A 19181-nucleotide genomic window follows, 5' to 3' on the forward strand; every position below is an offset into this window, starting at 1 on the left:
TTACCGCGCTGCACCTCGCCGAGCGCCCAGCGCAGCTGGCGCAGCGGGTCGGCGATCGATGTGGCCACCAGTAGCGTGCTGGCCAGCCCGATAGCCAGCGCCGCCAATGCCAGCAGCAGGATCGGGTTGAGCAGCTTCTCCGGCGGCCCGTGCAGGTACTCAGCCTTGTCGGCCACCACGGTCAGGACGATCGTCAGCAGCGGCACCCCGGTGGACAGCGCCCAGGCCAGCGTCTGCCGTCCGATCACACCCGATGCCCGGATGTTCTCCGGCAGCCCGCCGCGCAGCGCGGCAACGGCCACCGGCCGCAGCACCCGCTCGGACTGCAGATAGCCGATGATCGCGACGGCGGTGGCCCCCAGAGCGACGGCGACCGCCACCACCGGCGCGGCGTGATGGGCCACCGGCCAGCTCGCCACGATGAAGATCACACCGCCGATCAGCCAGGACGCCAGATTGATCACCGTGCGGTGAAACGGCGTTCGTAGCGCACGGCTCCGGGCCAACTCGGTGGCCGCCGGGTCGGTGTCGGCGAGCAGACTGTCGCGGCGCTGCCACCGGAACACCGGCACCAGCAGGCGCGCGCTGATCGCGGTTCCGATCAGGAACAGCACGACGACCGACGCTGCGAAGGTGGCCAGGTTGACAGCCGGCAGCTCCTGCAGCTCGATGCGGTCTTCGGGAGGCAGCCCGTAGCGCAGGAAGCCCAGCACCAACAGCGCGCCGATGATGTCGGCTTGCAGCTGGCTCAGCGTGAACACCGGCCATGGGGTGCGCACGAACCACTGGACGAATCCACTGATTCGTCTGGGAAGTCCCCCGGCCATGCTCACCTGCCCACCGTATCGGTCGGCGGGGACCAAAAAGTAGCCAAAACGGCAGTCTACGGGCACCGAACGTGCGGAACGGTCAGCGGTGGCCACTACTGTTGCCGGTGATGTCTCGGGTATTTACACGCCTCGTTGGCCAGGAGTCAGTCGAGGCTGACCTGGTGGCCGCCGCCGCGGCCGCCCGCGGTGATGCGACTCACAGCTCCGCGATGACGCACGCCTGGCTGATCACCGGCCCGCCCGGTTCCGGGCGCTCGGTGGCCGCGCTGTGCTTCGCTGCGGCGCTGCAGTGCACGTCCGACGGCGTACCCGGTTGCGGAGAGTGCCGGTCCTGCACGACCACAATGGCCGGTACCCACGGCGACGTGCGACGGGTCATCCCGGAGGGGCTGTCGATCGGCGTCGACGACATGCGCGCCATCGTCCAGGTCGCATCGCGCCGGCCCAGCACCGGGCGCTGGCAGATTGTCCTGGTCGAGGACGCCGACCGGCTTACCGAAGGCGCGGCGAATGCCTTGCTGAAGGTGGTCGAGGAGCCACCGCCGCGGACGGTCTTCCTGCTGTGTGCGCCGTCGGTGGACCCCGAAGACATCGCGATCACGCTGCGGTCCCGGTGCCGGCACATCGCGCTGGTGACACCCCGGCCGGAGGCCATCGCGCGGGTCTTGATCGACAGCGACGGGCTCTCGGCCGAGACCGCGAACTGGGCGGCGTCGGTCAGCGGCGGTCACGTCGGGCGGGCCCGGCGGCTGGCCACCGATCCGGAGGCGCGTGAGCGCCGGCTGCAGGCGTTGGGCCTGGCCCGCGACGCCGCGACCCGGTCGAAGGCGTTCGGCGCCGCCGAGGCGCTGGTCGGCGCCGCCGAGACCGAGGCGGCAGTGCTGACCGCAGGGCGCGACGAAGCCGAGACCGAGGAGCTGCGCACCGCGCTGGGCGCCGGCGGCACCGGCAAGGGCACCGCCGGTGCGTTGCGCGGTGCCACCGGTGCGATCAAAGACCTTGAGCGACGCCAGAAGTCGCGTCAGACCCGGGCGTCGCGGGATGCGTTGGACCGCGCGCTGATCGACCTGGCGACCTACTTTCGTGACGCGCTGCTGGTCGCCGCCAAATCGGGTGGCGTGCGGCCGAACCACCCCGATATGGCCGAGCAGATCGGTTCGATGGCCGCCCACGTCTCCGCCGATCGGCTGCTGCGCTGCATCGAAGCTGTCCTGGAGTGCCGCGAGGCGCTGGCGATCAACGTCAAGCCCAAGTTCGCCGTCGACGCCATGGTCGCCACCATCGGCCAGGCGCTGCGTGACTGAACTTGGGGGTGCAAGCGGCCCTGCCGTAGACTCGTCCCGCCCGACAGGGCGCGCCACCTTAGCTCAGTCGGTAGAGCGGCTCACTCGTAATGAGCAGGTCAGGAGTTCGATTCTCCTAGGTGGCTCCACCTTTGCCCCGCGTCAGCGGGGCAGCACGAATCCCACCGGCCCAGCGGCGATGCACACGCTCAGCGCCGCGGTGTTGGCCCGCACCCGCATCGCATTGCCCGCGCCTGGTAGTCGCACGTAAACCCGGTTGAGCCCGGGATGTACGTGCACCCGGGCGTCGATCCCCTCCGACAGTGCGACCGTTATCGACCCGTCGCTGTTGGCCAGGTAGTTGATCTCGGCCGTCCAGTCCGTCGGCAGCAGTGGGCCGTCGAGACCAACCTCAACCGGCCGGTCGGGCTGCACCAGGTATCCGCACTGCGGGACCGGACCGGGTGTCATCGCGCGCACCCAGGTCACCTGGGCGTCGACCAACCGGCCCTGGCTGTCCAGTGTCTTCAATTGTGTTGTCGAAGAAGCAAATTCGGCGCGGTCGCGCAGCAGCGCGAACATGTGGCTGGCCAGGTTATCCGGCCAGGCCACCCGTCCGAGCACCAGCGGATCAACCTCCTGGTCGAGCAACGGCGCACTCGAGTTCGCTTGTGCGACAGCTAAATCGCGTCGGGCGTTCTGCAGATACGGCTGTGCGGGGTTGTCCCGCCAGGACGTCAGGAACGTTGCCGTCGAATACCAGCTGCTCGCCACGAAGGACGCCGCCACCGCGGTCGTGGCCACCGTGCGGGCTGCCGACGCATCGAGCCGGCCCGACGACGGGCGATTAGGCGCGCAGAACCCGACCGCGGCCAGCAATGCCAGCACCACGACGAGATCCGGGAAATAGCGCAAGGTTTGGGCCAGTTCGAGCGCGGTGAACCGCGACGACCGCATCAGATAGATCGGCACCTGGCAGGCGACCACGTAGCCGGCGGCGGTCAACCACACCGGCGCGATGCGCTGCTTGCGGGCCAGCGAGATCCCCAGCGCGGCGGCCAGTACCAGCCAGCCGAGTGCCTTTACCGTCGTCGGAGGAACCGCCCACGGCGAGGCCGGCGCCCATCTGCCCCACACCCACGGGCCGCCGGCCAACCCCGGGACGATGCCGTGAGTTACCGAGCGGCACAGCAGATCCCACGTCATCGTCAGGTCTGAACTCCAGCGATGCTGGTTGACCACGGCCAGATACACCACGACCCAGCCGCCGGTCAGCGCCAGCGCTGCCGTCCACAGCCGGATGCCGGCCCGCCACACCGTCGGAATCGCGGACCGATCGCTCTGCACGTGGCACAGCAGCGCCGTGACAGCGAACGCGACAAACGGAATCACCGCGGCCTTTTCGAAGAACAGCAGCCCACCGAGGTAGGCCAGCACACCGGTCGCCGCGTACCGCTGATTGCCGGTGCGGACCAACAGGATCGCGTCGGCGCAGACCCAGGCCAGCGCGGCCAGCATCGGCAGCGAGTTCAGGGCCGCCGCCCACCAGGCGAACCCTGGCACGCCCAGCGGAGTGAACAGCGCAAAGGTCAGCGGTACGAGCAGCACCGGCCGCCAGCCCAGAATCACGTACAGACCGCGCAACAAGGCCAGCGAGGCCAGCAGTTGCAGCACCACCAGGCTGATCGCCGGCCCGACCCAGTTCAGTGGCGCCAGCCGGGTGATGGCGCCGGCGACCAGGAACGCGGCCGGCATCACGTGACCGTCATGGTCGTCGAACAGATACGACGGCGACACCAGGCTATGGCTGCCGGCCCGGCCGACCAGGATCAGGTCGTCCCAGTAGAAGTAGCCGCGAAACGCCAGCACCCCGCGGATCAGCAGCTGCACCGCGACCAGCACCGCCGCGGCCAGCGCTACCTTCGGTAGCCCGGCGGCCCGTCGGTATGGTGGGCCGGTGCGTTCACTGGTCACCGGGGCTGCCGGGTTCATCGGGTCGACGCTAGTCGACCGGTTGCTGAGCGACGGGCATCGCGTCGTCGGCCTGGACAACTACGCCTCCGGGCGGGCCACCAACCTCGAGCACCTGGTCGGTAATCCCGAGTTCGCTTTCGTCGAGGCCGATATCGTCAACGCCGATCTGCCGGCGATCCTCGACGAGCATCGCCCGGAAGTGGTGTTCCACCTGGCCGCGCAGATCGATGTGCGGCGCTCGGTGGCCGACCCGCAATTCGACGCGTCGGTCAACGTGATCGGTACCGTGCGCCTTGCCGAAGCCGCGCGTCTGACCGGAGTGCGTAAGGTCGTGCACACCTCCTCGGGCGGATCGATCTACGGGACGCCGCCGACCTACCCGACCAGTGAGGCCGTGCCCACCGACCCGGCGTCGCCGTATGCCGCGGGCAAGGTCGCCGGTGAGATCTACCTCAACACGTTTCGGCATCTCTACGGTCTGGAGTGCTCACACATCGCACCGGCCAATGTCTATGGGCCACGGCAGGATCCGCACGGCGAGGCCGGCGTGGTGGCGATCTTCGCGCAGGCGCTGCTATCGGACAAGCCCACCAAGGTGTTCGGCGACGGTTCCAACACCCGTGACTATGTGTTCGTCGACGACGTGGTGGACGCGTTCATCAAAGCGTCGGGTCCAGACGGCGGCGGGCAGCGCTTCAACATCGGCACCGGCGTGGAAACCTCTGACCGCCAACTTCATTCAGCGATGGCGGCTGCGGTCAGCGCGCCCGACGACCCGGAATTCCACCCGCCGCGGCTGGGCGATCTCAAGCGGTCCTGCCTCGACATCAGTTTGGCCGAACGAGTTTTGGGATGGCGCCCACAGGTGCGGCTCGACGACGGCGTGGCCCGCACGGTGGACTACTTCCGTCGCGCGCGGTCCGGCCAGCCGTAGCCCCACGATCGGGTATCGATCAGCGCGAGCCAATCTCTTGCCTGCTACCGCGTGCAGCGGTCAGCATCGGCAAAAGTGTTGGCGTTGAGGAGATTGCGGTGGCCGCAGGCGATGACGGTGGCGAACCCACCAATGGCGGATTAACGAGAAGTGAACGCCTTGCACGAATAGGCGTTGATTGGTGGGCGACGATCGTGGCCGGGATTGTCGTGCTGCTGGCCGTGGCCGGACTGCTGCCCAAGATTCCGTGGTGACCAGGTGAGCGCGGTCGTTGACGAACGGGCGGAGCCCGCTGACGAGGCGAGTTTCACCAGCCGCAACATCTTGGAGTACGTGCCCGGAGTCCTGCTGCTGGTCGCGATCGGCCTGCTTGGCAAGCATGCCCAAGTCTGGTGGAATTCGCTTGCACATCACCAGCATTGGCGCGTGCCGGACATCGAGTACGTGTTGTGGGCGATCGTCTTCGGCCTGCTCCTCACCAACACCGTCGGCCTGCGCCGGATCTTCCGTGCCGGCGTCCAGACCTATGAATTCTGGTTGAAGATCGGGATTGTCGCTCTTGGCGTACGTTTCGTTCTCGGCGATTTGGTCAAGCTGGGCGGCATCTCGCTGGTGCAGATCTTGGTCGACATGGCGCTGGCCGGAGGGATCATCCTGGCCACGGCGCACTTTTTCGGCCTGTCCGGCAAGCTCGGATCGCTGCTGGCTATCGGGACGTCCATCTGCGGTGTATCGGCCATCGTCGCCGCCAAAGGCGCTATCCGGGCCCGCAATTCCGACGTCGGCTATGCCATCGCGGCGATCCTCGCGCTGGGTGCTGTCGCCTTGTTCGCGCTACCCGTGTTGGGCCACGCGATCGGTCTGACTGACCACGAATTCGGTTTGTGGGCAGGGCTTTCGGTGGACAACACCGCCGAGACCACCGCGACTGGCTACTTATACTCCGAGCCAGCCGGGAAGATCGCAGTGCTGGTGAAGTCCACCCGCAACGCGCTGATCGGGTTCGTCGTACTGGGTTTCGCGCTGTACTGGGCAGCACGCGGCGAGGCAGACCGGGTGGCACCGGGACTGCGTGCCCGCGCCCTGTTCATCTGGGACAAGTTCCCCAAGTTCGTCCTCGGATTCCTTGCGGTGTCGGCGATTGCGACCGCCGGCTGGCTCAGCAAGGGTCAAACCACCAACGTCGCCAACGTGTCGCGGTGGGCGTTCTTGCTGACGTTCGCCGGCGTCGGCCTCAACACAAACATCCGCGAACTTGTCCGCACCGGGTGGCGGCCCCTAGTGGTCGCCGTCATCGGATTGGTCGTCGTTGCCGCCGTATCGCTCGGGTTGGTGTTGATCACGTCCCGCGGGCTGCATTGGGGTGTCGGGGCGGGCTGATCATTCCGGCGCTTGCGCGCCCTCGAGTGCGACGGCGCGGGCCAGTCGCGCATAACGCAATTCGAGGTCTTTGAACCGCAAATAGGTGCTCAGCGTGGTGAAGCTGAACGCGATGATCAGCGCGTACAGCATCAGGTCGGTGCCGCGGTCCACCCCGAGCCAGTGCGCTACCACCGTGGTGTCGTTGGGTCGCAGCACGGCGTACACAGCGGCCATCACGAAGAGCAGATAGCCGACTTTTACCCAGGCCCGCGACTGGGCGTTGCGACGGGAGCGCAGCAGGTAAACCAGCAACGCGATGATCGAGGTGATCAGCAGACCCTGAATCCAGTTCAACGCGGCATCCTTCCTCGCAGGAATCCGTCGACAATGATGTTGACGCCATTGAGCAGCGGTTGGCCCTTGGATTGGGAGTATTCGGTGTAGAGCACCTCGACAGGTTGTTCGGCGACACGCCAACGGTTTTCGGCGATCAGCATGATGAACTCGGTGGCGTGGCTCATGCCGTTCATGGTGATGTCCAGCCCGTCGGCGACGGTCTTGTTGAACACTCGCAGTCCGTTGTTGCTATCGGTCAACCCTAGCCTGCGGCCGCGCGGGCTCAGCCGCACCGCGGTCTGCAACACAACACGTTTGAGCAGCGGGGGCCTGCTGACGCCCGGGCCGAATCGCGTTCCGATGACGACATCGACGTCGCCGGCGCCCAGCCGGTCGATCATCGTGATGAGGTCCTTGACGCGGTGCTGACCGTCAGCGTCGAAGGTGCCGAAGAGCCGAGCGCCGGGCTGGCGGCGGGCGTACTCGACGCCGGTCTGGATGGCGGCACCCTGGCCCAGGTTCACTGGGTGACGCACCAGATGCGCCCCGGCCCGCAGGGCGATGTCGCCGGTGTCGTCGTGGCTGCCGTCGTCGACGCACACCACGTTGGCGAAAACCGACCGCAGATCGGTGATCACGTCGCCGATCACACCGGCTTCGTTGTAGGCGGGGACGACGATCCAGACGTCGCGGAATTCACTGGGCATTTCAAGCCCACAACGTACACGCGGTACCCGCAGATCAACGGCCCGGACGCGCAAGCGCCGCCAGGTGCACCCCGATACCCACCAGCGGACCGCACAGCAACGCGACCACCGTCCGGGTCTCCAGCGGCAGCGGCAATAACAGCAACAGCGTCGCCGCCACTGTCGCGCACACCCAGCCCAACGCGTAGGAGCGCTGCAGCGCGGCGGCGACCGTCGCGGCGCCGGTCAGGGTCAGCATCGCGATCGTGACCGCCGCCGCGGTCAGCCAGGCCAGCAGCGCACCCGCCGCGTGATAGTCCGGTCCGAAGGCCACCCGCAGCAGCCACGGGCCGAGCAGGCCGGCCGCCAGTACGCCGGCCGCGCCGATCGTGCCGATGACCGCGGCCGGTGCGATCAGGGCACGCAACCGCGCGGTGCGCTCGTCGACGAAGTGCGCGATGAGGTTGCCCTGCATCGCGGTCAGCGGCACCAGCAACGGCGCGCGGGTCAGGGTGACCGCCAGGATCACCACCCCGCCCTGGGCGCCCAGCTCGCTGGAGGTCACCTTCAGCAGCACCGGAAAGCCCATCACCAGAATCGCGCTGGCCCCGGCCGCGGTGATCGAATGGGCCGCTCCCCGCAGGAAGGTCGCGGTGCTGCCTGGGGTCAGCAGTCGTGCCGCCGCCCGGGTCGCCGGCGACGCCCCGATCATCATCAGCCAGGCCAGCGCGCCCGCGACGGTGGCCCACAGGAACCCGACCAGGCCCCAGCCGACCAGTACGGTGGCCGTTGCGACCGCCACCCGGATGACGGCGTCGGTGACCATCAGCGCGCCGTACTGGGTCCAGCGGTTGGTGCCGGCCAGCATGCCCAGCAGCGCGGCGTGCAGGCAGAATCCGGCCAGCCCGACGCTGAGCAGGCCGACGGAAAGCCAGTGTGCTTGCGCGAACACCCGGCTGCCCCACAGCGGTGCGCTGCCGGCGATCACGGCGGCGGCGCCGATCCCGACCATCCCGGCGACCCGCAGCGGGTGGGTGCGCCGGCCCGGCAGCATCTCCGCGTAGCCGGCCGCGCGGATTTCCCGGGTGGTCTCTTGCAGCAGGCCGTTGGCGGCGCCGGTGACCAGGCCGAATGCTCCCCAGAAGACCGCGAACACCGAGAAGCCGGCCGGCGCCAGATCGCGGGCGGCCAGGTAGACCACCGCGTAGCCGCACACCGCGGTCACGGCGGTCGCGGTACCCACGCGGGCGACGCTGCTGCGCGCGATCGGGCTCGCGAAGGCTCCCACACCGGGGGTGCCGCCCACTTCGGTCACGGTTTGAAAATACTCACAGCCTTTACCGCGCTGAGCACGCCGCGACGACGTCGACCTGACAGACTGACCGCAGAGGGGAGTATTCCTCGGCCGCGCAGTCGTCATCACGTCGCCCAGATCGGGTGACCGGCCCGCGGGCCGTCGGTACCGACGGTGGAAGAGACCTCTGGTTGTCAACGACCGGAGGTATCGCCATGCACGTCTCCCTGCTGGAGTGGATCATCACCCTGGCGGCCACGACCGGGGTCCTGCTGTTCGACGTCCTGGTGATGGCCCGCAGTGCAGGCGAGCCGACCATGCGCCGATCCGCGCTCGGATTGTCGGCTTACTGCGGCCTCGCGGTGTGCTTCGGAATCTGGACCTGGTACTTCCACGGCCGGCAGTTCGCGGTGCAGTTCTTCGCCGGGTGGATCACCGAATACAGCCTGTCGGTCGACAACCTGTTCATCTTCGTCATAATAATGACGAGCTTCGCCGTACCGAGGGTGTATCAGCGGCAGGCCCTGTTCGCCGGCATCGTGATCGCGCTGATTTTCCGCGGTATCTTCATCGCCCTCGGCGCGGCGGCGATTGCCCGATTCTCCTGGGTGTTCTACCTTTTCGGCGCGTTCCTGGTGTATACCGCGCTGCGATTGGCGCGTGGCGTCACGCATCAGACGGACGCGGAGAATGCGGCGGTCCGGTTCGCGCGCAACCATCTGAGCGGCACCGAAACCTGGCACGGTGCCAAGCTTTTCGTGAACGATGGATCGCGACGGTCGGTGACCCCGATGGCTCTCGTGGTCGTGGCGCTGGGCGCCGCCGACCTGATCTTTGCCCTGGACTCCATCCCCGCGATCTACGGGCTCACCAGCGAGCCCTATTTGGTGTTGGCCGCCAACGTTTTCGCGCTGATGGGCCTGCGGCAGCTGTACTTCATCGTCGAGGGGCTGCTGCAGCGGCTCGTCTACTTGTCCAAGGGGCTCGGCGTCATCTTGTTGTTCATCGGGGTCAAGCTGATCCTGCACGCGTTACGCGGAAACAATCTGCCATTCATCAACGGCGGCAAGAACATCGACGTCCCGGAGATATCGACGTCGGTCAGTCTGGCGGTGATCGCCGCGACTCTTGCCGTGGCCGCGGTCGCCAGCGTCTACGCCACCCGCGGGAACGAGACCGGCTAGGCCTCGATCTGGGCGGCGATGCGTCGCTCGATGCCGGCCCGCGCGGCGGCCGGTAGCGCGATCAGCCCCTCGAGTTCGCGACCTGCCCGGGCGTAGGCACTCTGCCGTTCCTGCGGAGACGCGGCCTCGTCTTGAGCCAGCCGCAGCAGGTTCTGGGCTCGCGCCAACCGTTGTTGGTCGTCTTCGGAAAAGTCGCTGCGGCGCCGGCGGATCGCTTCGGTTTCGGCGATTTCGAAGGCGGTGACGTATTCGTGCACGGCGTCGCGGTACTCGAGGTGCGCGCTGCGATCGCTCAGCGCGTCGTCGGGGCGTTCCGGACGCAGTAGGTCGGCCCGCTGCCTGGCCTTGTGGAATGCGACCGTCAGCGGATTGCGCATATCGGTCATGAGCGGGAAGTCGAGCAATCTGGCGACGTCGACCTCGTAGTCCAGCCATCGGGCGTCGGTCCGATCGTGCGCGGCAAGGAGTTTGACGACCTCGCGGCGCTGGCTGTCCGCAGTTTCTCGCCCGCGCCCGGACGCTTCGGCGATCGCGATCTTGGCCTGCTGCTTCAGCCGATACCGTTCCAGTCGCCGATCAGCCCGGCGTTCGTTGGCCGCGGCGATCGCTCGCACGCCTCCGCCGATCGCGCCGCCGAGCGGGAAGATCAGCCACCAGAAATTCGCAGCGAAATGAAGCGGGCCCACCTAGTCAGGATGCCACCGCGGCACCGCGGCTTCGACCCAACAGCGTTCGCTCAGAGCCGAATGCCGCGGATCAGTGACCTTCGGTCTTGAACCGCTCGATCGAACGCAGCACCTCGGCCTCGGCTTCGGCGCGGCCCACCCAGTCGGCGGCCTTCACGAACTTGCCCGGCTCCAGCGCCTTGTATTGCGAGAAAAAGTGCTTGATCTCGTCGAGCTCGTGCCGCGGGACGTCGCCGATGTCCTGGATGTGGTCCCACCGATGGTCTTTGGCGGGCACGCACAGCACCTTGTCGTCGCCGCCGGCCTCGTCGGTCATCTGGAACATGGCCACCGGCCGAGCCTTCACCACGACGCCCGGGAACACCGACTGGGGAAGCAGCACCAAAGCGTCCAGCGGATCGCCGTCCTCGCCGAGAGTGTCGTCGATGAAGCCATAGTCGGTGGGGTAGACCATCGACGTATAGAGATAGCGATCCAGAAAAATCCGGCCCGTCTCGTGGTCGACCTCGTACTTGTTGCGTTGACCCTTGGGGATCTCGACGGTCACATCGAATTGCACGGGCCCGGCTCCTTCGCCTGAGAATTGTCGCTTGGCGTCGATCGTAGGGCTCCCGCACCACGTCCCTCCGCGGGGGTTTGGGCACAATAGGCGGATAGAAGTCAGGAGAGTGATGCGTCCCACCACGTGGCGTACGTCTACGCACCTGATCGTGGGGGCGGGCGTGCTGGCGGTCGTTGCCGCCTTGGTGGCTGCGGCTGCGCTGCTTACCGGCAGCGGCCGTGGCGTCGGCGGCCCGAAGGTGCCGCCACCACCGCAGGCCGTCACCGCCAAGCCGGGCGTCGTCCCGGTGGCCGACAGCGCCGCGACGCCGACCAAGTCCGGCCTTGCCGCAGCCTTGGCCGCGGTGGTTGCCGACCCCAACCTGGGAAAGCTGGGCGGCCGGGTCACCGACGCGATCACCGGCGAGGAATTGTGGAGCCATTTCGACGACCTGCTCCTGCAGCCGGCGTCTACCAACAAGACCTTGACCAGCGCCGCGGCGCTGCTGGCGCTGGACCGCAACGCGCGGGTGACGACCCGCGTGGTAGCCGCCGATCAACCCGGGACCGTCGTGTTGGTGGGCGGCGGCGACCCGACGCTGTCGGGCGCGGCGCCGGGGCAGGACACCTGGTACCACGGCGCGGCTCGGCTCAGCGATCTGGCCGATCAGGTCCGTCGCAGTGGCGTGACGCCGACCGCCGTGCAGGTGGATACCTCGCTGTTCAGCGGCCCGACCTTTGCGCCCGGCTGGGACCCGGCCGACATCGAGGGTGGCGACATCGCGCCGATCGAGTCGGTGATGCTCGATGCCGGACGGATCCAGCCGGCGACCGACCAGTCACGGCGATCGGTCACGCCGGCTCTGGACGCGGGACGCGCGTTAGCCAACGCGTTGGGGGTCGACCAGCAGCAGGTGACCGTCACCGGCCAGTCCGTCGGCTCCGGGGCGCGGCAACTGGCCGCGGTTCAATCGGCCCCGCTGATCGACCGGCTCAACGAGATGATGAACGTCTCCGACAACGTGATGGCCGAGTGCATCGCGCGCGAGGTGGCCGCATCCATGCAACGGCCACTGAGCTTCGCCGGCGCCGTCGACGCGGTGACCAACCGGCTGAGCACCGCGCACATCGACACCGGCAGCGCGATCTTGCGCGACTCCAGCGGCCTGTCGGTGGAAGACCGCCTCACCGCCAAAATCCTCGACTCGGTCGTACAAGCGGCTGCCGGATCCGGCCAGCCGGCATTGCGGACCTTGCTGGACTTGTTGCCGATCGCCGGAGGCAGTGGCACGCTGTCGGATCGCTTCGTCGACGGCACCCCCGCCGGCTCCGGGCCTGCCGGCTGGTTGCGTGCCAAAACCGGCTCGCTGACCGCGATCAACGCGTTAGCTGGAGTGGTGACCGACCGCAGCGGGCGGGTGTTGAGCTTCGCGCTGATCTCCAATGACGCCGGGATGTCCGGCCGCACGGCGATCGACGCGGTGGCCGCGACCCTATGGTCGTGCGGGTGCGTCGCGTGACCGCCGCAGCGGACTTGACGGTCGGGCGCACGGTCGACTGGGGATTCGCTGCGACGGTTGGCCAGTGGCTGGCCCGCCCAGGCCCGCGGTCCACCGACTACACGCGGCGCCAGGTGGTCGAAAACCTGGCCACCGCCGCCAAGGCGGCTGAACCGCCGGTTCGCGAGGTCACCGGCCTGCACACCGAGGGCGCGGTGCCCGAGGCCCGGATCATCGACCGGCCGGGGTGGATTCGGGCGGCCGCCGAGTCGATGCGGGCGATGACCGGCGGAACGGACAAGCCGCGCGGCGTGATCAGCGGACGGGTCACCGGAGCGCAGACCGGTGCCGTGCTGGCATTCGTCTCATCGGGCATCCTCGGTCAGTACGACCCGTTCAGCGACGGCGGTGCCCTGTTGCTGGTCTACCCGAACGTCATCGCGGTCGAACGCCAATTACGGCTTGAGCCTTCGGATTTCAGGCTGTGGGTATGCCTGCACGAGGTCACCCATCGCGTGCAGTTCACCGCCAACCCATGGCTGTCGAGTCACATGTCGCAAGCGTTGGGTGTGCTGACCCAGGAAGGCAGCGATGACGTCGCCCAGGTGATGAGCCGGCTGGCCGCCTTCGCCCGCGGTCGTGGCGACTCCTCTCAAGACGACCCGAATTCGACGGGCATCCTCGGGTTGCTGCGCGCCGTGCAGTCCGACCCGCAACGCGAAGCGCTGGATCAGCTGTTGGTGCTCGGCACGCTGTTGGAGGGCCATGCCGACCATGTGATGGATGCCGTTGGGCCCCTTGTAGTTCCGTCGGTGTCAACTATCCGGTCCCGCTTCGACGAGCGACGGAACCGCAAGCAGCCGCCGCTGCAACGGCTGCTGCGCGCGTTGCTGGGCATCGACGCCAAACTGAGCCAGTACACCCGCGGCAAGGCGTTCGTCGACCATGTGGTGGATCGGGTCGGAATGGCACGGTTCAACGCCGTCTGGACGAGCCCGGAGACCTTGCCCCGGCCGATTGAGATCGAATACCCGCAACGATGGATCGACCGGGTGCTGTAGCCGAACTCCGCGCGGTGGTGGCGGCGTTCGCGACAGAAGTTCTCGACACCGCCGATCGCTGGTGTGTGGCGTTATCAGGAGGCCCGGATTCGTTGGCGCTCACCGGTGTCGCTGCGACGATACTGCCGACCACCGCGCTGATTGTCGACCATGGTCTACAGGCTGGCTCCGCAGCGGTGGCCGCAACCGCGCAGCGACAGGCTGAGTATTTGGGATGCGTTGACGCTCAAGTGCTTACCGTGCAGGTGGCCGGTGACGGTGGCCCGGAGGCCGCGGCCCGCACCGCCCGCTACCTTGCGTTGGCGGATGCCCGTCGCGACCGGCCCGTGCTGTTGGCCCACACTCTCGACGACCAGGCCGAGACGGTGTTGCTCGGCCTCGGCCGCGGCTCGGGTGCCCGGTCGATTGCCGGCATGCGCCCCTACGACCCGCCCTGGTGCCGGCCGTTGCTGGGTGTTCGGCGCGAGGTGACGCATGCCGTCTGCGCAGAGCTGGGCCTGAACGTCTGGCACGACCCGCACAACACCGACCGCCGCTTCACTCGCAGCAGGCTGCGTCTCGAGGTGCTGCCGCTGATGGAAGAGGTGCTGGGCGGCGGCGTGGCCGAGGCGCTGGCTCGCACGGCGACCGCATTGCGCGGGGACACCGAGCTGATCGATTTGCTGATCGCGCAGGCGATGTCCGTCGCGGTAACCCCCAACGGGCTCGACACCGAGGCGTTGACTGCGCTGCCCGACCCGGTTCGCCGCGGTGCCATCCGCAGCTGGCTGCTCGCCAGCGGCGCGATCGGATTGACCGACAAGCAGATTCGCGGGGTGGACACGCTGGTCACCGCCTGGCGCGGCCAGGGCGGGGTGGCCGTCGGCTCCGCATTGCGCAAACAGCGACTGGTCGCCGGTCGCAGCGGCGGGGTCTTGACGTTGCACCAGGAACCGGTCTAAACAACCAGCGTTGGTTTCCAGCCCGATGACGTGGCACGCTGTGCTCGTGGCAGCGGAATCGCCGGAGCTCTACCCGGGGGACATCAAGTCGGTCCTACTAGGCGAAGAGCAGATCCAAAACCGCATCGCCGAGCTTGGAGCGCAGATCGGCGCGGACTACCGCGAGCGGGGCGCCACCGATGATCGCGACCTGCTGCTGATCACCGTGCTCAAAGGCGCCGTCATGTTCGTCACTGACCTGGCCCGCGCGATCCCGCTGCCGACCCAGTTCGAGTTCATGGCGGTCAGCTCCTATGGATCGTCGACGTCCTCGTCGGGTGTGGTGCGGATCCTCAAAGATCTCGACCGCGACATCAACGACCGGGATGTGCTGATCGTCGAGGATGTGGTCGACTCCGGGCTGACCCTGTCCTGGTTGCTGCGCAACCTGAACACCCGGCATCCGCACTCGCTGCGGGTGTGCACGCTTTTGCGCAAGCCCGACGCACGGCGGGCCAACGCCGACATCGCCTACGTGGGTTTCGACATCCCCAACGAGTTCGTGGTCGGCTACGGCCTGGATTACGACGAGCGCTACCGCGACCTGCCGTACATCGGAACTCTGGACCCGAGGGTCTACCAGGACTAACGCAATTCCCACACCGCGGTGACCGAGAAGCTCACCGTCTGCTGACCCGGCTCCAGCGGAACACTCGCCTGCATGCCGCTTCGTGGCGCTGGAATTCCCGTCGGGGATGCGCCGCCGGCGGCTTCTGATACCGACAGGATCTTGCCCAGTCCGAGCCCGGACAGCTGCGCGTATTGCGCGGCCCGGTCTTTGGCGTCCTGAAATGCGTGTGCCCGCGCGTCTTTGACCAGCTGTGAATCATCGGCGATGGAGTAGCTGACCGAGTTGATCCGGGTCGCGTCACCGCCGGTTCCGACGATGACGGCCAGCAGGCGCGACGCGTTGCCGGCGGGATGGATCTTGACCCGGATCGAGTTGGCGGCCCGATACCCGGTGATGGCGCCGCCGGCATTGTCGTATTGCGGTTGCAGGCTCACATCGGTGGTGCTGATGTCCTTGCGGTCGACGCCGGCGTTGGCCAACGCATCGATGACCGCCTGCTGGCGGCTATTTGTCTGATCCATCGCCCCGGTGACGTCGCGGGCGGTGAACTCGATGCCGACATCCGCGGTGAGCGTGTCCGGGACGCCTTGTACATGGCCGGAGCCGACGACGGTCACCTGGCGCGGATTGTCGCCGGCCCCTTCCGGGCTATGGTCGCAGGCCGACACGACGACGAGCGTGAGTCCCAATACGAACGCCATACGCAATGGCAGTCTGACACTTCTCAGGACAGGCATGATGGCACCCTAGCCGTTCTCAGAAGGGTGGATCGTCGGGCAGGGGTTCAAGTTCGGGACTCGCTGGTGTCCAATCTGGTGGCAATTCTTCGGGTTCTCGCGGTTCGTTCACCCAGGCGCAAAAAGGGCTGGTACTGGGTTTGTCTTTGATCAGGAACAGCATGTCGCGCATGTGATTTCGAAACTTGCGATCCGCAATTTCCTCTTTGCGCGCCTCGTCGAGCCTTCGGCGGGCTTCATTGATGGGTCGCTGCTCACGATTATGGTTGCGTGCCTGTGCTATTCGAGCGCTTCGGTGTTTGGCTCTACTTCGTCTGTTCAGGGGCGGCGCCGCGCAGGCCGCGCGTCGCTGCGGGAACAGGTCGGCTCCGGCGGGTTCAGTGCGATACGTCTGACCGGTGGGTGATGTCCAGATTACTATGCCATCTGCCAGCTGCTTGTCCTTCCATTTACCGAAGGTCTTCAGTCGATGATGTTGCCGGCAAAGGCATTTGAGATTGCTAGCCACCGTCAGCCCGCCGGCTGCCGGGTTCTCGTGGTTGAACGGAATGGTGTGATCGATGTCGGTATGGGTCGCCGGGCGGCTGCAGCCCGGAAATCGGCACGTCAAATCCCGGCACCGGATGGCACGTTCGAGCGCCGCCGAGGGCTGATAATGCAGCGCTGCCGCAGCGCTGGTTTGCGGATCGGCCAGCCGGAGCGATGCTGCCGCGGCCAACTCGCGCACCTGCTCGGCATCGATGACCCCGTAGCCCGCCAGATAACCGGGCAGGTCGCTTTCGCCTGTGACGGTCTGCTCGCTGGCTACCACGGTGACGATCACCTGCGTCCCGGCCGGATCGCGATCAGACTCAGTGATGTCAACTCTGTTGGCGCACTGTGGTTGTCCGCAGGCACACACCAAACGGCGGCCCTCGGTCAACGCGGCGAGCGCGTCGGCGCGGCGCTGATCCAATGTCCGCGGATCTGCCGCGCACACCTGCTTGGCCAGCTGCGAGAGCCGCCGGTCGAACGCCGTCGCTGCCGCGGCGGCGACAGTCCCGTACACCTCGGCCATCCCGTTGTCCTGCGCGGTAATCCCGATGTAGCGGTCCCCTTCCGCAGCGATGCGGCGCTCACGGGCAGCGTCGGGATCGGCCACCCGTACCGCTGCATCGACCGCGTTGACGATGCGCTGCTTTGACCAGCTATGCCAATTGGCGATGCGCGCGGCCAATGAGTCGTCCAACTTGGCCATTAGCCCGTCGTCGCTCACCAGGTCCGTGCGGCTGATGATCAGCCGCACGGTGCGCCAATCGGTTCGGCCCTCGGCCAGTAGCGCCGCCACCTTGGGCAGGCGAACATCCAGCGCCTCAGCGTGGGAGACCAAATAGCTCGCCGCCATCGGGGACAAATTCATCGCCGCGGCTACCTCTGCGGCGGTCTGTTCGAACCAGTCGATTACCGCATAGCCGTGCTCACGCTCGGCCTGTTCGGCGGCTGCGACACGATGGCGCAGCAGCCCTGCCACAGCGGCCAGCCGACGAGCTACCAGCATCGACTCCATCCGATACGATGACTCCACCGCGGCTACCAGGGCGGTTGGCGTCAGCTCGGCCATCGCCGCTGGGTCGTCGACTCCCGCGGCAGTCAGCAGAGCCAGTCCTGGATCGAACATATGTTCGAGTATAGTACTTTCCACCGACTCGTGCGCTTGGCAGGCTCGCAAGTTGTGGATAGCTGCGGCGAGAGCTGAAGGTTGAGCGCACGGTTCGTTTACCAGCGGCATGACGCAGCGCCACGGTCAAGGGCCGATCGCGGAATTACGTGACATCGTCGGCGATCGGCGCGGGCACCGAGTTGGCGTCGCCGTTGAGGGCGCTGTGCCGACGACCCCACATCAGGTAGTAAGTCAGCGCGACCGCCAACCATCCGCTGAACGCGATCCAGGTGTACCAATGCAGGCTGAACAGGATGTAGGCGCAGGCCGCGATCGACAGGACCGGGGTCACCGGATAACCCGGGACCTTGAAGCCGCGCGACAGATCCGGCTCCTGAATCCGCAGGATGATCACTCCTGCTGACACCACGATGAACGCCGTCAGCGTGCCGATCGACACGATTTCGGCCAGCCGGTCCAACGGCACGACCGCGGCCAGCACCGCCACTGTGAGCGCCACGATCACGGTGTTCTGCACGGGCGTCATCGTGCGCGGATTCACCTTCGCGAACGTCGCCGGCAGCAGCCCGTCGCGGCCCATCGTGAACAGGATCCGGGTCTGGCCGTACAACGTAACCAGCGTCACGGAGAATATCGAAATCACCGCTCCCGCGGCCACAATGGTGCTGCCGGCAGTATTGCCGGTGATGTGGTCCAAGATCACCGCCAGCACCGCTTCTTCGCCCTTGAAGTCCTGCCATCGTTGTGCACCGATGGCGGCGACCGAGACGAGCAGGTGGATTGCCGTGACGATCAGCAGGGCGGCGATGATCGCGCGCGGCATGGTGTGTTGCGGGTCTTTCACCTCGTCGCCCGCGGTGGAGACCGCATCGAGACCGATGTAGGCGAAGAAGATCGTGCCTGACGCCAGGCTGATGCCGGATAGGCCGAAAGGCGCCAGGTCTTTGAAGTTGCCGGCGTTGAACGCGGTGAACGCGATCGCCGAGAACAACACCAGCACGCTGAGCTTGATCACCACCATCACGGCATTCGCCTTGGCGGATTCGCTTGCACCGCGGATCAACAGCAGCGCGCACATCGCGACCAGCGCAATCGCCGGCAGGTTCAGGACGCCGGGTTCTGGGTCCCAAGGCGCCGCTGAAATAGCATGTGGCAGAACAAAACCGAAGACATTGTCAAGGAACTTGTTGAGATACTGGCTCCAGCCGACGGCCACCGCGGCGGTGGACACGCCGTATTCGAGCAGCAAGCAGGCCGCGACTCCCACTGCCGCGAACTCTCCGAGGGTGGCGTAGGCATAGGAGTAGGCCGATCCGGAAACCGGTACCGCCGAGGCCAGTTCGGCGTAACAGATCGCGGCCAGACCCGCCGCGGCGCCGGCAATGAGGAACGAGATGACCACCGCCGGCCCGGCTTGCGGCACCGACTGCGAGAGCACGATGAAGATCCCGGAACCGACGGTTTCGCCGACACCGAACATCGTCAGCAGGAAAACGCCAAGGCTGCGTTGCAACTGGTCTGAGGCGCCGTCGGCGACCGGGGCCCCGCTCACCGGGCGGCGCCG

18 protein-coding genes, 1 tRNA gene and 1 pseudogene are annotated in these 19181 nt (G+C 67.0%); 10 read left to right on the plus strand and 10 right to left on the minus strand.

Going from position 1 to position 19181, the window contains the following annotated elements; translation table 11 throughout:
* A pseudogene (locus VGH54_RS06280) lies at positions 1-827 on the minus strand (adenylate/guanylate cyclase domain-containing protein); the annotation flags it as partial.
* A 110-nt stretch (positions 828-937) separates the two neighbouring features.
* On the opposite strand from VGH54_RS06280, the gene VGH54_RS06285 reads away from it, so the two are divergent.
* Together VGH54_RS06285 and VGH54_RS06290 are read left to right on the plus strand one after the other, a co-directional pair.
* Complete coding sequence (locus VGH54_RS06285) at positions 938-2134, plus strand: DNA polymerase III subunit delta' (protein ID WP_331511078.1); 1197 nt, start codon at positions 938-940, stop codon at positions 2132-2134.
* Between the two features lie 52 nt (positions 2135-2186).
* Positions 2187-2262, plus strand: a tRNA-Thr gene (locus tag VGH54_RS06290).
* A gap of 13 nt (positions 2263-2275) precedes the next feature.
* On the opposite strand, the gene VGH54_RS06295 is transcribed toward VGH54_RS06290, so the two are convergent.
* Positions 2276-4105, minus strand: coding sequence for a hypothetical protein (locus VGH54_RS06295; protein WP_331511079.1), 1830 nt, complete (start codon positions 4103-4105; stop codon positions 2276-2278).
* On the opposite strand from VGH54_RS06295, the gene VGH54_RS06300 reads away from it, so the two are divergent.
* From VGH54_RS06300 to VGH54_RS06310, 3 genes are all read left to right on the plus strand, one after another.
* Positions 4071-5021 (plus strand): GDP-mannose 4,6-dehydratase, encoded by a 951-nt coding sequence (locus VGH54_RS06300; RefSeq protein ID WP_331511080.1) that lies wholly within the window; start codon positions 4071-4073, stop codon positions 5019-5021. The two genes, VGH54_RS06295 and VGH54_RS06300, sit on opposite strands and share 35 nt — an antisense overlap.
* A 98-nt stretch (positions 5022-5119) precedes the next feature.
* Positions 5120-5275, plus strand: coding sequence for a hypothetical protein (locus VGH54_RS06305; protein WP_331511081.1), 156 nt, complete (start codon positions 5120-5122; stop codon positions 5273-5275).
* A gap of 4 nt (positions 5276-5279) precedes the next feature.
* A complete protein-coding gene (locus VGH54_RS06310) occupies positions 5280-6401 on the plus strand; it encodes a YeiH family protein (protein ID WP_331511082.1) in 1122 nt (373 codons plus the stop codon).
* Here VGH54_RS06310 and VGH54_RS06315 read toward each other — a convergent pair whose 3' ends face one another.
* From VGH54_RS06315 to VGH54_RS06325, 3 genes are read right to left on the minus strand one after another with little or no spacing between them, the layout of a single operon-like run.
* Complete coding sequence (locus tag VGH54_RS06315) at positions 6402-6737, minus strand: DUF2304 domain-containing protein (RefSeq protein WP_331511083.1); 336 nt, start codon at positions 6735-6737, stop codon at positions 6402-6404.
* Complete coding sequence (locus VGH54_RS06320; RefSeq protein WP_331511084.1) at positions 6734-7426, minus strand: glycosyltransferase family 2 protein; 693 nt, start codon at positions 7424-7426, stop codon at positions 6734-6736. Before VGH54_RS06320 ends, VGH54_RS06315 begins: the two co-directional genes overlap by 4 nt.
* Positions 7427-7460: 34 nt before the next feature.
* Complete coding sequence (locus VGH54_RS06325; protein WP_331511085.1) at positions 7461-8720, minus strand: hypothetical protein; 1260 nt, start codon at positions 8718-8720, stop codon at positions 7461-7463.
* A 194-nt stretch (positions 8721-8914) separates the two neighbouring features.
* Here VGH54_RS06325 and VGH54_RS06330 point away from each other — a divergent pair, with 194 nt between their 5' ends.
* Positions 8915-9883 carry a TerC/Alx family metal homeostasis membrane protein gene (locus tag VGH54_RS06330; protein ID WP_331511086.1) on the plus strand — a complete coding sequence of 323 codons (969 nt, stop codon included), beginning with the start codon at positions 8915-8917 and terminating at the stop codon, positions 9881-9883.
* On the opposite strand, the gene VGH54_RS06335 is transcribed toward VGH54_RS06330, so the two are convergent.
* Entirely contained in the window at positions 9880-10569 is a 690-nt protein-coding gene (locus tag VGH54_RS06335) for a hypothetical protein (RefSeq protein WP_331511087.1), read from the minus strand. The two genes, VGH54_RS06330 and VGH54_RS06335, sit on opposite strands and share 4 nt — an antisense overlap.
* Positions 10570-10639: 70 nt before the next feature.
* Positions 10640-11128 (minus strand): inorganic diphosphatase, encoded by a 489-nt coding sequence (locus tag VGH54_RS06340; RefSeq protein WP_331511088.1) that lies wholly within the window; start codon positions 11126-11128, stop codon positions 10640-10642.
* Between the two features lie 112 nt (positions 11129-11240).
* Between VGH54_RS06340 and dacB the strand changes: the two genes are divergently transcribed.
* Genes dacB through hpt form a run of 4 tightly spaced genes read left to right on the plus strand, consistent with a single transcriptional unit; the run spans position 11241 to position 15238 of the window.
* The gene (dacB, locus tag VGH54_RS06345; RefSeq protein WP_331511089.1) at positions 11241-12629 is read left to right on the plus strand and encodes a D-alanyl-D-alanine carboxypeptidase/D-alanyl-D-alanine endopeptidase; all 1389 of its coding nucleotides are present in this window, start codon (positions 11241-11243) and stop codon (positions 12627-12629) included.
* Positions 12626-13669, plus strand: coding sequence for a zinc-dependent metalloprotease (locus VGH54_RS06350; RefSeq protein ID WP_331511095.1), 1044 nt, complete (start codon positions 12626-12628; stop codon positions 13667-13669). Before dacB ends, VGH54_RS06350 begins: the two co-directional genes overlap by 4 nt.
* Entirely contained in the window at positions 13648-14610 is a 963-nt protein-coding gene (gene tilS, locus VGH54_RS06355) for a tRNA lysidine(34) synthetase TilS (protein WP_331511090.1), read from the plus strand. Before VGH54_RS06350 ends, tilS begins: the two co-directional genes overlap by 22 nt.
* 25 nt (positions 14611-14635) lie before the next feature.
* Complete coding sequence (gene hpt / locus VGH54_RS06360; protein WP_331511091.1) at positions 14636-15238, plus strand: hypoxanthine phosphoribosyltransferase; 603 nt, start codon at positions 14636-14638, stop codon at positions 15236-15238.
* Here the strand turns inward: hpt and VGH54_RS06365 are convergent.
* The 3 genes from VGH54_RS06365 to VGH54_RS06375 form a co-directional block, all read right to left on the minus strand.
* Positions 15235-15957 (minus strand): SIMPL domain-containing protein, encoded by a 723-nt coding sequence (locus VGH54_RS06365; protein ID WP_414688655.1) that lies wholly within the window; start codon positions 15955-15957, stop codon positions 15235-15237. The genes hpt and VGH54_RS06365 overlap by 4 nt on opposite strands.
* A gap of 19 nt (positions 15958-15976) precedes the next feature.
* The gene (locus VGH54_RS06370) at positions 15977-17557 is read right to left on the minus strand and encodes an HNH endonuclease signature motif containing protein (protein WP_331511096.1); all 1581 of its coding nucleotides are present in this window, start codon (positions 17555-17557) and stop codon (positions 15977-15979) included.
* Between the two features lie 202 nt (positions 17558-17759).
* Positions 17760-19181: APC family permease (locus VGH54_RS06375; RefSeq protein ID WP_331511093.1), on the minus strand; the 1422-nt coding region annotated here is incomplete at its 5' end.

Source organism: Mycobacterium sp. (assembly GCF_036488105.1).
In the GTDB taxonomy this organism is placed as follows: domain Bacteria; phylum Actinomycetota; class Actinomycetes; order Mycobacteriales; family Mycobacteriaceae; genus Mycobacterium.

Coding starts and splice junctions, on each gene's coding strand:
- VGH54_RS06295 (WP_331511079.1), bottom strand. CDS start 4,105: ATGAACCCGGCAGCCCCGGTGACCAGTGAACGCACCGGCCCACCATAC.
- VGH54_RS06365 (WP_414688655.1), bottom strand. CDS start 15,957: ATGCCTGTCCTGAGAAGTGTCAGACTGCCATTGCGTATGGCGTTCGTA.
- VGH54_RS06370 (WP_331511096.1), bottom strand. CDS start 17,557: ATGGCCGAGCTGACGCCAACCGCCCTGGTAGCCGCGGTGGAGTCATCG.
- dacB (WP_331511089.1), top strand. CDS start 11,241: ATGCGTCCCACCACGTGGCGTACGTCTACGCACCTGATCGTGGGGGCG.
- VGH54_RS06285 (WP_331511078.1), top strand. CDS start 938: ATGTCTCGGGTATTTACACGCCTCGTTGGCCAGGAGTCAGTCGAGGCT.
- hpt (WP_331511091.1), top strand. CDS start 14,636: ATGACGTGGCACGCTGTGCTCGTGGCAGCGGAATCGCCGGAGCTCTAC.
- VGH54_RS06330 (WP_331511086.1), top strand. CDS start 8,915: ATGCACGTCTCCCTGCTGGAGTGGATCATCACCCTGGCGGCCACGACC.
- tilS (WP_331511090.1), top strand. CDS start 13,648: ATGGATCGACCGGGTGCTGTAGCCGAACTCCGCGCGGTGGTGGCGGCG.
- VGH54_RS06320 (WP_331511084.1), bottom strand. CDS start 7,426: ATGCCCAGTGAATTCCGCGACGTCTGGATCGTCGTCCCCGCCTACAAC.